The sequence below is a fragment of the Okeania sp. SIO3B5 genome (genome assembly GCF_010692555.1).
Lineage (GTDB): Bacteria > Cyanobacteriota > Cyanobacteriia > Cyanobacteriales > Microcoleaceae > Okeania.
This window is the reverse complement of sequence record NZ_JAAHHG010000060.1, coordinates 20,740-34,342: the sequence shown is the minus strand read 5'-3', so window position 1 is coordinate 34,342 and position 13,603 is coordinate 20,740. Positions and strand designations below refer to the sequence as shown.

The window sequence follows — 13,603 nt, the reverse complement described above, 5'->3', positions numbered from 1 at the left end:
AGAAAACCGCCGGGGTAGATGGAATCAAAAACTTGACACCCATACAAAGATTAAACTTGGTGAACCTACTCTCATCACGCCACCTTAAAGCAAGTCCCACCCGCAGAGTATATATACCAAAACCAGGGACGGATGAAAAGAGACCTCTTGGAATCCCAACAATGTACGACCGTGCATTACAAGCCTTGGTTAAGTTAGGTATGGAACCAGAATGGGAGGCACGTTTTGAACCAAACAGCTATGGTCTTTTCCGGTGGTCAACACATGATGCTATAGAGGCCATCTATAGTAGTATCAAGCAAAAACCTAAATATGTTCTAGATGCTGATATATCTAAATGTTTTGACCGAATTAACCATGATGCACTGCTAGGAAAGATTGGAAAATCCCCATATAGACGGTTAATCAAGCAATGGTTAAAGTCTGGAGTGATGGACAATAATCAATTCCTAGAATCTGTGGAAGGTACGCCACAGGGAGGGGTTATATCACCCTTACTAGCAAACATCGCCCTGCACGGTATGGAAGAAAGGCTTAATAAATTTGCCAAAACCCTAGACATGAAGAGACCCAATGGTCGCCAAATAGGCTGGCAAAATAAAGTACAGAGTCTTTCCCTAATACGCTATGCTGATGACTTCGTTATCCTACATGAAGACATCAAAGTAGTGGTACAAGCTAAAACCGTTATACAGGAATGGTTAAACCAGGTAGGATTAGAACTAAGACCAGAGAAAACTAAAATTGCCCACACCCTGGAAGAATATGAAGGTAATAAACCCGGATTTGACTTGTTAGGATTCACAATCAGGCAATGGAAAGTTAAGTCAACCGAACAAGGATTTAAAACTCTGATTAAACCATCTTCCGAGAGTATTAAAACTCATTACCGGAAACTGGCGGATACATTTGACAAATATAAAACCGCCTCTACAGAAACTCTTATAGCTAAAATAAACCCGGTAATAAGAGGATGGGCTAACTACTTTTCCACCGTAGTCAGTAAAGAAGTATTCAGAAAAATGGATATGCTTTTATGGAGAAGATTATGGAGATGGGTAAGTAGAAGGCATCCAAATAAGTCGGCTAAATGGGTAAAGAAAAAGTATTTTCCTAAAGTCAACGGAACCCGAAATTGGGTACTTAACGATGGCAGGTATATACTAAACCAACACTCAGATGTTCCTATTATAAGGCACATCAAGGTAAAAGCTAATAAATCACCCTATGACGGTGACTGGACTTATTGGAGTAGCAGAATCGGAAAACATCCAGGCGTAAGGAAAGAAGTCACAACGCTATTAAAGCGACAAAAGAATAAATGCGCACTTTGTGGACTAACTTTTAGACCAACTGACCTACTGGAAGTTGACCATATAAAACCAAGGTCTGAAGGTGGTGACAACACTTATGAGAACAAACAATTGTTGCACCGACATTGCCACGATACTAAAACTGCCTTAGATAAAAAGACATACGCAGAACCAAAGTTACAGGATTTACCTGAAGGTTATTTATGGGTTGACGATATGTTGATATTAAGGCAGGGATGTACCCATGACAAGGGACGTTTAAGAGAGGAGCCGTGTGAGGTGAAAGTCTCACGCACGGTTTTGAAGACGAGTCGGTTTGGTAACAAACTGGCTTAGTTTAACAATATTCTTGTTAGGCAACGTGGTAGCAAGTTCCATCCAGGCAATAATGTTGGTGTCGGTAGTGACTATACTTTATTTGCTTTAGTTGAGGGTGTGGTGACTTTTGAAAGAAAAGGTAAGAGTAGGAAAAAAGTGAGCGTTTATCCAGTGACTCAAGAAGCTAATGTCGCAGTTGCTGAAGCTTAATTGACATACTCCCCCGTTGTCGCCTATCCCTTATAAGGAACTTCTGAAAACCTTGTGGCGAGCAGGGGAGTAGGGAGTAGGGGAGAAGGGAGAAAGAGTCAATTTAGCTAAACAAAACTACTTAAGTTCTCAAAAAAATGTACTTTTCAATACATGATTTTTGAAGAAAAAGTCTCTCAAACACTCATACATAACTTGTCTATTTTGTCAAGTTTTATGTTAAGAAAGATGTTTATAAAGCATAGCGTTGTAACGGGGGATTCTTATTTGAAAAAAGAATGCTACAAAAAGGTAGATATCGATCGTAAAAATAGCTGCTCCAGTTCATTTGAGATAGTTATTTCTATCTTTTTTCCCTTTTTTTCAATATTTACCCCTTCTTCTTTCTTCCCTCTTACTTCTTTTTTAGGGACGTTGCATGCAATGTCCCTACCATTTGTAACAAACATTTATCAAATTGGTAGTAACAGAAAATTCTAAAGATTTTACCTGGGTTTTCGAGTTTAGATTTTCTCATCTCGACAAAGAATTAAGTTGAGAATATTCAATTCATTGGAAGTTAAAAGATAGCGATCGCTATAAATTTTTTCTCGCATTTCTCCTAAACTATAGCTACGAAAAATAATAAAGGGAAATTCTCGATATTTTCTACCAATGGGTAGGGTATTATAGGCAGGATAAAGGTAATGAACATATTTGGATAAGAGGGTTCTAAATTCTGTTTCTTCTTCTTCTTCGGGTTCCTCCTTAAAATATTCACTCATCAATTCTCTATTCATCAATACAAACAATGGTAGAGCATAATATTGGTCTAAGTTTTGACTATTTTGTTCAAACCATTGGGTTCTATTAATATCGCCATTCAGCAATTCAACAAATTCTAAAACACTACCTTTTATTGCAGATATGAGATTAGGTGGATAATCTTTATTTATGCTAATTTTCTTCATTTTTTCGACTAATTCATTATTAGCAAACTGTCTAATTTGTGATTCTAATTTCATCAAATAAGTTTCTTCTAATCTATGTTCAGAAATAGGAACTACTAATAAATTGCCTGTGACATAACCTGTTTCGATATTGCCAAAATCTAGTAATCTATCAAGTTGGTGACAATAGTGGGAAAATTTTTGGTTAAAAGATTCTATCAGTGAAAGATAAGAACGATATTGGGAATCTGATTTTTTAGATTTATTTTCATCTTCAAGTAAGACAAAATCTGCACTGCTAAAAATTTTTCTCAAACTTGTATAAACATCTTGAAGAGTTTGTTTTTGAGGATGACGACGATGTTCATTTTTTAACTCTCTAATGAGATTTGTCACTTGACTACTAAATGTATTTCCAGCAGCAGAAATAGATTTTCCACCAATAGGAATCATCATAAATTGTTTCATTCCTAAACTACCTGCACCAGTTATTCGTGTCATTATTGACAATTTGAGAATTAATAAAATATCCCAGATATTTAATAAACTTTCTGCTAAGGATAATTTTTTTTCTTCAGCATAGTCTTGTGGAGATGTATTTTCTTCTTGAGGGTAATAAATGGCGCGATCGCTCAAATAAAAGGTTATTTGTTTTGGTTGATTATCTAAAGTTTTTGCTGTGTTATTTTCCCAATATTCTCCCCGCGCCCTATAGATAACTTGTATGATTTCCATTAAATTTCTTTCTATTTGAAATTTAGGAATTTCTACTAACATTATTTTGGCTTTAGGAAAGGATAAACCTCGACTTGCTGAAGATGTCATAAATACAACTTTGACGTCTTGTTTACATCCTTCAATTTTGCTCTTTTTTTCATCGGATAAATTAGCGTGTATTTGTAGATAGTCTTTATATTGTTCAAATTTTCGAGAATTACTAATTTTGTCTATTAATTTTTGTAGTTTCTGTTTATCTTGAATATAAACTAAGATTTGACTAGATTCGGGATGATCTAAATAATAATTTATATCGGATAAAATATTGGCTTCAACCGTTTTGATTAACTGCTTATTGTCATCTTTAAATTTAGCTTCATTAAATTTATAACATTGGAGGAAAACTTTATAAGTTATATCTAAACTACTAGCAGGATAAGAATTAGTATTAATAGCAATTGCTGGTTGTTTATTAAAGTCAAAATTATCTACTTGTATGGGCGAATTGCTATTTGCTCCTACAGACCGAAAATAAATTTTGTCTGGTTCTGGAGAAGTCTGAGATAAGTGTTGTTTAATAACCTCTTTTTCGACAATAGAAGCATCAGCAACAATAACTTTTGTATTAAATTTAAGCTTAGGGTTAGTCAAATCATAATCTTTCAAAAATTCCTTAATTCCATGCAAAAAATTTACCCCACTATCATCTCCGGTTACTTCATCTATCATGATGAATATATGCTTTATTCTCTGAGAAATTTCTTGCATTTTTTCAGGAATCACACCTGTATTTCGGTGATAAGCATCTTTGAATATTTTCCGGAGATGGTTTAGAGTATCTCCACCATTTGATGTTTTTCTTAAAGATTGAATCGAGACTGTAGCGACAATATTATTAGATATATTTTGATTGATAGTTGTATATATTCCCTGGCAGATACTATCGAGAACTCCTGCATTTTTTTCCCCAATGTCTTTAATATTATCTTGAGTTTCTCTGTAAAATCGCGACTTTTTGTGGGCAGTTTTTTGTGGATGTTTGGAAACTAAACCCTTATGGGTAAAATTGACAGTATTTTTAATGAAATTATCTTGACGAAGATTGGAATGATAACTAACTGTAGGTTTGCCATTATTTTCTTTAATAAGAATGGAATTTGTAGTGAGACCAAATATTTTATCGCTGCATAAAGACTCGTCAGTTTTAGACTTAAACTTATTGATTAAATCGACATTAACTTGAGTGCGAGGACTAACATAAAATAATAGAAATCCATCTTCAATATGAGATTTGAGAAAGTTGGCGATCGCTGTTGTTTTTCCTATGCCTGGATTACCTGTTAAAAATACATAAGTTTTATCACTTTTCAGAGCTTTTGTAATTAATTCAGCATGAGCATTTCTTAAAGTTAACTTGGGAGTAATATCCATTTTTTTTTGCTAACTCATCTGGGATAATTCCTACTGAATTAAAGAAACCATCAATTTTTTCTTGATGAACTACTGGAGTAATTTTATCCCCCTTCTCCTGAAAATTTTCTACAGATAATTCTTGGATAAATTTTCTACCATTTTGAAAACTTTTTTTAGCATTGAGTTTGATTTTTTCCAAAACTTCCTGACGGGCATTTTTTATCTCTTGCTCCTTCGGTTCATTTTGATAAATCTCTGCACAAGTCTCAAGAATATTAATATTTTTTGGTTGTAAACAGAGAGAACTAATGTTGCGTTGGCGGAGCCTAGCGGCAGCTACATCGCTATATCCCACTACATTAAAAAGTAATGACTTAGAGTTATCTAATATATCGGTCTCTTTTTGCAGAAAATTATAGAAACTATAAGCATAAGCACCAGCTTGAATTAACTTAGTAGTTTCCTTATCCTTACGTTTAAAAGCAGTAAAATATCGTTTTAAATCTGGGGAAAAATCTAAACCAAAATCCTGAGTATCTCCCGTATCTATTCGCAGTTTAGAAAAAACACTTTTAGAGCGTATATGTTTAATATCTCTCATCAACATTCGGCGCAATACTTCTATATTATCCAGTGCTAATAAATCTTCCATTGACTTGATGGAAAATATCGACAAGTCTACACAAATAATTCTAATTTCTCTGCGATAACGTAACAGAATTAAAGTATCTGCTTGTAAAAATTCTCCTTTTTTGTGGTACTTGATAACGTAGTTGTTTAATTGAATATCTAAAACATCAGTAGATAAAAATTGAGATAATAATTTGCTGGTTGTTTGTTGCCTATCCTTGGGGTTAGAACCAAAAGCATTATCTCCATCAAAGCTACATTGATAGTATAAAATTTCCGGTTTTCTGAGGTGGAGTTTCCAAGCAGTTGACTTGATATATTCACGAAAAAAATTTAATCCAGCAATAAATCCTTTCTGGATAAAATATTCACTCCATCTTTCCAGATTTTTAATACTCTCTGTGTCAGATATTTTTTCTGCATCTGCGATTTTTCTAACCAGAGTTGGTAATTTCAGTTTTTCTAAATCTTGATGATATAAATCACCAAAATAATTTTGATATTTCTGGTGTTGAATATCGGCAAGTATCCCAATATTAAATCCCACTTCAAATAAACTTCCTAAATTTTCAGCAATTGGCATACTATTCTCCTTTTGATTGATAGTAGTTTTAGATTACTCAAGTTTTTCAATTAACATTATCTCAAGTAAGGGTAAATTTTTCCTAACTCATAAATATAAATATACTCAGAATTTTTCACTTTCTGAGTTTTGCCGAAAATTGGGGGAATTTTACTTGAATTTAGGAGTCTGCTTTGGAGAGATATCTCAGGGAAGGATAATTTTTTCCTAACTCATATATATAGATATACTCCGAGTTTTCCAGTTTCTGAGTTTTGCCAAAATTGGGGAATTTTTCCTCAGAATTTCCAAGTCTAGTTGGGAGAGACATTTCTAGAGAAGGATAATTTTTTCCTAACTTATATATATAGATATACTCCGAGTTTTCCAGTTTCTGAATTTTGCCGAAAATTGGGGAATTTCCCTTGAATTTAGGAGTTTGCTTTGGAGAGACATTTCTAGAGAAGGGTAAATTTTTCCTAACTCAATATATATAGATATACTCCGAGTTTTCCAGTTTCTGAATTTTGCCGAAAATTGGGGAATTTCCCTTGAATTTAGGAGTTTGCTTTGGAGAGACATTTCTAGAGAAGGGTAAATTTTTCCTAACTCAATATATATAGATATGCTCCGAATTTTCCAGTTTCTGAATTTTGCCGAAAATTGGGGAATTTCCCTTGAATTTAGGAGTTTGCTTTGGAGAGACATTTCTAGAGAAGGATAATTTTTTCCTAACTTATATATATAGATATACTCCGAGTTTTCCAGTTTCTGAATTTTGCCGAAAATTGGGGAATTTCCCTTGAATTTAGGAGTTTGCTTTGGAGAGACATTTCTAGAGAAGGGTAAATTTTTCCTAACTCATATATATAGATATACTCCGAGTTTTCCAGTTTCTGAATTTTGCCAAAATTGGGGAATTTCTCTTGAATTTAGGAGTCTGCTTTGGAGAGACATTTCTAGAGAAGGGTAAATTTTTCCTAACTCATAAATATAGATATACTCAGAATTTTCCAGTTTCTGAGTTTTGTCGAAAATTGGGAATTTTTCCTCTTTCTGACTTTTGCCGAAAATTCAGAGATTTTCCCTGAGAATGTCAGAGTCTAGTTGAGAGAAGTTTCTCAGCTAAAGGCAGATTTTTTCTGATTCTTAGATATAGATATCCTCAGAATTTTCCACTTTCTGACTTTTACCGAAAATTCAGAGATTTTCCCTGAGAATATCAGAGTCTACTTAGTAGAGATATGTCAGGTAAAAGCAGATTTTTTCTGACTCTTAAATATAGATATAGATATCTTCAAAATTTTCCACTTTTTGAAATATTCTTACTATTTATTTAAAACTTATTTTTCCCACCTCCCATTAAAAATCAACTCCATCAACAGCATCATTAACCTCTGTCAAAAAAGCCAAAGTATTAAACTCAATACTTTCTGTCATCTGAGGAAAAATTGCTAAACTTCCCAACGCTTTATCACCAATAATATTTTCATAAGGATCTAACTTTAAACTTAAATTACTACTATCTTTCTCTTGTTTCTCATACCGGGAAAAATGGAAAAATGTCAAATATTGAAGAATGTCATTTTTCAATCCACTATCATAAACTAAACCTTGTCGAATATCCTCATCATCCATCACCCCGGAATAATATTTTCCTAACAGAGTGGAATAGGAAATAACACCATTATAAAATCGCTCATCCTCAGTTTTTTTCCCACCCACAGAAATGCTATTAAACAAATTGAAAAATACCACTGATTTTTGACTACTATCTTCAGCAATATTCATTAATTGGCGAGTATCTTGAATATACAAAGATTTCACCTCCTGTTTTTTTAATTTTAATTTGTGTACATAATATTTATCAAAAAGTACAGGATATATTTTAATGTCATCTCGGCTTTGCTTCATCGTGTTAATAATAGTAGGTGACATAAAATATAATCTTTCTTCTTCTTGTTGAGTAATATGTAATGTACTGGTATAAGGTGCTTGTGCCACATATAAAAAATGTCGATATCCTTGTAAGCAAAGTTCGCTGACTGTATCCATTAAAATAGGTGGTTCCTGATACATATTTCGGAGTTGATAGTTATCAAAAAATGTTGTCAAAGGTTGAATTTTTACACTGCCATTTTCTAACCTTTGAATACTTATTACTTCCCCGAACAAATTAGCAATTCTATCCTTACGGTTTTGACTACCTGTTCTAGAATCACTTAGTTTGCTAGAGACAATAATAATTGCCAGTTTATCTAATAAAGTAGAGTCAGAATTATCATTGAAGCTAAACTTTTTAGGCAGTACAGAGTATAAGGAGTTTAAACCATTTCTAATATTGAAAGGAGTAGGTGGTTTATTAACCCGGAAACCTTGAGAGTTACACCGATATTTTTTACTGAAAATAAAAGCTAATGTTTTGGCAAGATTAGCCAGAAACTTTTCAGCAGGAAAAGGATTTTCGTGGGTTCCCTCATGGAGTCGCACCATGGGAATAAATAATTCTTTTTCTGTTTCTGAATATTGCTCTAATAAAATATGTAGGCAAAGATAAGATAACAATATCCAAGTAAAACGATAGATAAATGCTTGAGTCGAATTTAATTGATTTTTCTCTGGATTTAAACGTTGATTATTGTAACTAAACAGAATCAACTTATATCCTTTCTGCACAAAATTTTCGTGATAAATTCGCCGACAAGTATCTGTATCAGGTATCCACATTACAGGTAATGTTTTAATTCCTTCTACATCATATTCCCACTGAAAATTTTGGCGATCGCTTCCCTCAAAATAACGGACATCTTCTATCTTGATACTAGCAGGTAGCTGACATACCGCTCGATTATTTGTTCCTTCCTCAACCAGAAAAATATACCTCAGACATTTCTTATAATTTTCTTTCAAATCATTATGAAAAAAACTACCTTGAAACAGACTCTCAGTATCAGTTTTGAGAATTCGTTTATTAATACAAATTTGACGATTTTCTATGCAGTTAGGTAATTTTTTCCCTCTCTCTAAAAAGTTTCTGATTAAACCCCTTAACCTATTGATTTTTTCCTTGACTCCATATTTCTCAAATCCTTTTACCAACCCCCGAAAAATACTATCCTTTTCAGCATCATTATCTCCTTTCAATACAGGCAAAACTTGCTCGTCAAATTTAGATATAGGCTTATAAGTTAACTCATCATCAGAATGATAATTTTTTGCATTTGAGTCTGGGCAAGAAAATACAAAATAGTATAAAAATGCTCGTGTTAATATTTTTCTTGCCCAAGTTTTCCTTTTGTCTGGATTAGCCTTTAATTCCTCATTTTCCTCCTGATTATTTTGAGTAATTATCTCCAAATTATAATCAAATACTTCTTTTCCACTCCTAGCTTGTACTTTGCCATCTAATTTCATTTTCAAACCCAAAACAAATTGAGTTTCTCCCGTTTCTCTATTTGTAGTTTCTCCCAAATTACCATCAATAATTGGAATAATTGGCAGTGCATCAAAAACTTCAGCACGAGCAAAAATATCTCGGTAATTAAATTTTTCTCCACCATAAGAAACATCATAATCTCCATCCGCTTTAGACTCATCATTAATATATTGCTCAATTAACTTCAAGCGCCGAATTAAGTCTGTCAGATAAATAACTCCTAACTTATCATTAGTCTCAATATTCGCTAATAAATGTTCTAGATATATAATTTTTGCTTCCTTTTTCAGTTTCCCTAACGTTTCTTCATCTACAAGTCTTTGTAGTTGGTTAAAATCTGAATTTTTATCCTCAACTTTTTTTTCTAAAAGATTATAAACATCTTCTATATCTTCTGGATCGTCCGAATCAAAATTGTTTTGAATATTCCGTTTAATTGCTGCTTCTAGCTGATACTGAAACTCCCCAATATTTCCCACTGTAATTGTCAGTTTATGGAATTTCAGTAAAGAATTACTACCAGGAAGTTGAGAATCTAAAATCAACTCTTGTTTTTGCAATTCTGTATAGCTTTCGTTAAAAGGATAAGCTAAACCTAGCTTATTAGCACGCCCCTGAAAATCTGTTAAATTCACAATTAAACTATCGACAAAACTAGCAATATCTCCTATTCCTTCTGTAGACTCTAAATTAGTTATCAAATAGTCTTTTATTTCTTGTATTTGAGTCAGAAATTTTTCTCGGTTTACAAAATTTACACTAGCAACACGAACCCCCTTCGTAGTGCTTAAAGGATTTTGAATATTGGTAGTAGCAATAGATGCAGCTATCTCATCAATATTTATCAGTAAACGTCGGCTATCGCTCGATATTTTAAACAGATTTTGTTCTGGTAATTTCTTTAAAATTTGTTGTAGTAAACTGTCATAGTTAACTGGAACTAGATTATCTCCTTCCCTTAATTCATTTACCATATCTAATTGTTTATTAATTAATAACTATTTCATTAATGGATAATGGATAATTACCCTTCCCTATTACTTGTTCTCTGATAATAAAGCTTTTATCTGAGAGGTTATTTGAGAAGTCTCATTTGCTACATTAAAGCCCCCGCGCATCCCCCAAAATTGGGGGACTTTTACCAGTTAATGAATTCTTGTTCCCCCCAGAATTGAGGGGCCAGGGGGGCAAATTTCAGTTATCAGTTATCAGTTATCAGTCAAATAATTTTTAAAGGAAGTTTAGGGGAAAATTCCTACCAAAAGTTTCCAACTAATCAACATTAGAGGTTGTTTGAGAAATTTGCTACATCCAAGCCCCCACGCATCCCCCAAAATTGAAAAAAAGGAAAAAATAATCTTTCTCTACTCCCTATTCTTTGTTCTCTGATAATAAGACTTTTATCTGAGGATTTTCTAATAATTTGGCTGCATCTTCTAATAGCTTGTCGCCCCAAAGTTCTTTTTTCTGAAGAAAGAAGGAAGAGGGAAGAAGGAAGAAGGAGTAAATGTTGAAAAAAAGGGAGAAATAATCTTTCTCTACTCCCTATTCTTTGTTCTCTGATAGTAAAGCTTTTATCAGAGGATTTTCTAATAATTTTGCTACATCTGCTAATAGTTTGTCGCCCCAAAGTTCTTTTTTCTGAAGAAAGAAGGAAGAGGGAAGAAGGAAGAAGGAGTAAATGTTGAAAAAAAGGGAGAAATAATCTTTCTCTACTCCCTATTCCTTGTTCTCTGATAATAAGACTTTTATCTGAGGATTTTCTAATAATTTGGCTGCATCTACTAATAGTTTATCCCCCCAAAGTTATTTTTTCAGACGTTGCAAGTTTCCCCAATTTTTATCTAATTTTAATGCTGCTTCAGCTATTGTTAAACTTTCTGGAATTTTGCCTTTGTTGTAGAGGGCAACTCCTAATGCTAATTTAGATTCTACAAATTGGTTATTAATTTCAAGTACAGCTTGCCAATTTTCTATTGCTTCATCTATTTTTCCCATTTCATATTTAACTAAGCCAATATTAGTAATAGAACTTTCATAGTCTGGTTTAATTTCTAGAGACTTTTTATATGTGACTATTGCTTGTTGATCAAGTTTTAACTGTAATAAAGTATTGCCTTTACCATTCCAAGCATAGTGATAATATGGTTTAATTTCTATAGCTTTTTCATAAGCAGCGATCGCCTACTCATGTTGTTCTAAATAGTTCTGAGTCTAGTTGAGGTAAAATTATCATATTTTTAGAACTATAACTCTCAAAAGTTTAATAAAAAATTCTTTCAAGTTATACCACCCGCTTTTACCGGTGGGAAGTCTTTTTATATTTTTATAAAAATAATCTACAGGAAAATAAGGATTAATTTCCCTGCCTTTCATTATGCTAGCATAACCTTCTTTAAAACGGAGTAGTCTCCACAGCAAAGCACCTCTAAAATACCAAGCATGGTCAAAGTCTGGTTTAATTTCTATAGCTTTTTCACAAGCAGCTATTGCTTGTTCGTACCTGCCAAAATAAGACAGAACATAGCCTTTATGGAACCAAGCATAGTGAAAGTCTGGTTTAATTTCTATAGCTTTTTCAAAAGCAGAAATTGCCTGTTCATATCTGCCTAAATAGAACAGATCAATGCCTTTACCATTCCAAGCATAGCCATAGTCTGGTTTAATTTCTATAGCCTTTTCACAAGCAGCAATTTCCTCTTCATATTTGCCTAAAAATCTTAGGGCAGCGCCTTTATAGTACCAAGCTTCGTGAAAGTCTTGTTTAATTTCTAGAGCCTTTTCACAAGCAGCGAGCGCCTCTTCATATCTGCCTAAGTCTAACAGAGCATCGCCTTTTTTACTCCAAGCTTCGTGAAAGTCTTGTTTAATTTCGAGAGCCTTTTCATAAGCAGAAATCGCCTGTTTATATCTCTCTAAATCTGACATAACAATGCCTTTATTGTACCAAGCTTCGTGAAAATATGGTTTAATTTCTAGAGCCTTATCATAAGCAGCGATCGCCTCTTCATATCTGCCTAAATATCTTAGTGCATTTCCTTTAGCATTCCAAACTTTGTAATAGTCTTGTTTAATTTCTAGAGCCTTATCATAAGCAGCGATCGCCTCTTCATTTTTACTTTCTGATGCTAGTATTAATCCCTGCTTAACTAATAGTTTTCCTTTTTGTTCATCAGGATTATTTTCATCTTCAATTAAATTTTGAATATCCAAAAATTTTTGTCTTCTTTCTTCAGAGCTGAAACTCTGATATTTCTGATAATTTCCTTCTTCAATAATTCGAGATGATTCTTGAGCTACTAACTCTGGATCGGACTTAAATTCAAATGTATTAGAACGCCAATCAAAAAAGTCCGGGCAACGATGAATAAAATATTTCAAAGCATAGACAGGCAGGATAAAAACAAAGCAAATATTAAAGTCATCCCTGAATTTTTCTCGATGTTGATTCAGGTGACTTAAAATTGGAGGTACACCTTTTTCACTGTAACTATATCTCTCATTACTACTCCAACCATTTTTCAGTTTATTCAACTCATATTCATACAGAGAATTTTCCAGTCCTGTCACAAATAAAATATTAATATCCTGTCTATTGGGCAAACCAGCAACCAGATTATATAAATTATTTGTTGGTTCATTTAACGGCAAAACTTCGATTTTTTTCTGAGGAATATCTTCCTTAATTTTCTGAATTAATTTTGTTCCTTCTGCGGGAGAACATTCTACAAACAATAATCTAAAACCAGACGTTCTTTTGAGAGACCTAACTATAGCTTTATATTCTGTTTCTGGGTCTTTTAATAAATTCTCATCCCAGTCTGTTAAATCTTGGTTCATAGCTTTTGAGATACTCACACGGATTATGCCACGAATATACTGATTAATTTGTTAGTCTTATTCTGAGCGATCGCTTGCTTCATTTTCACCTCTCAAGTTATGGTGCTTCATAAAATGAATCAATTATTCCTCTATAAGCAATAGTAGAAAAATTTCCCTACTCACCTCTCAAGTTATGGTGCTTCATAAAATGAAGCTATTATTGCTCTATACGCAATAGTAGAAAAATTTCCCT

At 33.3% G+C, this 13,603-nt stretch carries 6 protein-coding genes and 1 pseudogene; 2 read left to right on the top strand and 5 right to left on the bottom strand.

Annotated elements, in window-relative coordinates; genetic code table 11:
* Positions 1-1,649 (top strand): group II intron reverse transcriptase/maturase (gene ltrA / locus F6K54_RS11120; protein WP_293077402.1); only part of this gene is annotated, 1,649 nt, incomplete at its 5' end.
* A 6-nt stretch (positions 1,650-1,655) separates the two neighbouring features.
* Positions 1,656-1,841: pseudogene (locus F6K54_RS11115) on the top strand (50S ribosomal protein L27); the annotation flags it as partial.
* Between the two features lie 503 nt (positions 1,842-2,344).
* Here the strand turns inward: F6K54_RS11115 and F6K54_RS11110 are convergent.
* The 5 genes from F6K54_RS11110 to F6K54_RS11095 all read right to left on the bottom strand — a co-directional run bounded on the left by F6K54_RS11110 (position 2,345) and on the right by F6K54_RS11095 (position 13,368).
* A complete protein-coding gene (locus F6K54_RS11110; protein WP_366558102.1) occupies positions 2,345-4,918 on the bottom strand; it encodes a helicase-related protein in 2,574 nt (857 codons plus the stop codon).
* Complete coding sequence (locus F6K54_RS42815) at positions 4,875-6,113, bottom strand: hypothetical protein (RefSeq protein WP_366558101.1); 1,239 nt, start codon at positions 6,111-6,113, stop codon at positions 4,875-4,877. Before F6K54_RS42815 ends, F6K54_RS11110 begins: the two co-directional genes overlap by 44 nt.
* A 1,341-nt stretch (positions 6,114-7,454) precedes the next feature.
* A complete protein-coding gene (locus tag F6K54_RS11105; protein ID WP_293077400.1) occupies positions 7,455-10,502 on the bottom strand; it encodes a hypothetical protein in 3,048 nt (1,015 codons plus the stop codon).
* Between the two features lie 832 nt (positions 10,503-11,334).
* Positions 11,335-11,682 carry a tetratricopeptide repeat protein gene (locus F6K54_RS42810; protein WP_366558103.1) on the bottom strand — a complete coding sequence of 116 codons (348 nt, stop codon included), beginning with the start codon at positions 11,680-11,682 and terminating at the stop codon, positions 11,335-11,337.
* Positions 11,683-11,760: 78 nt separating this feature from the next.
* Positions 11,761-13,368, bottom strand: a complete 1,608-nt coding sequence (locus F6K54_RS11095) for a tetratricopeptide repeat protein (protein WP_293077398.1) — start codon at positions 13,366-13,368, stop codon at positions 11,761-11,763.
* Positions 13,369-13,603: the final 235 nt, after the last annotated feature.

Bases quoted from the DNA above. Each gene is read 5' to 3' on its own strand.
- F6K54_RS11110 (WP_366558102.1), bottom strand. From the start codon at position 4,918: ATGGATATTACTCCCAAGTTAACTTTAAGAAATGCTCATGCTGAATTA.
- F6K54_RS42815 (WP_366558101.1), bottom strand. From the start codon at position 6,113: ATGCCAATTGCTGAAAATTTAGGAAGTTTATTTGAAGTGGGATTTAAT.
- F6K54_RS11105 (WP_293077400.1), bottom strand. From the start codon at position 10,502: ATGGTAAATGAATTAAGGGAAGGAGATAATCTAGTTCCAGTTAACTAT.
- F6K54_RS11095 (WP_293077398.1), bottom strand. From the start codon at position 13,368: ATGAACCAAGATTTAACAGACTGGGATGAGAATTTATTAAAAGACCCA.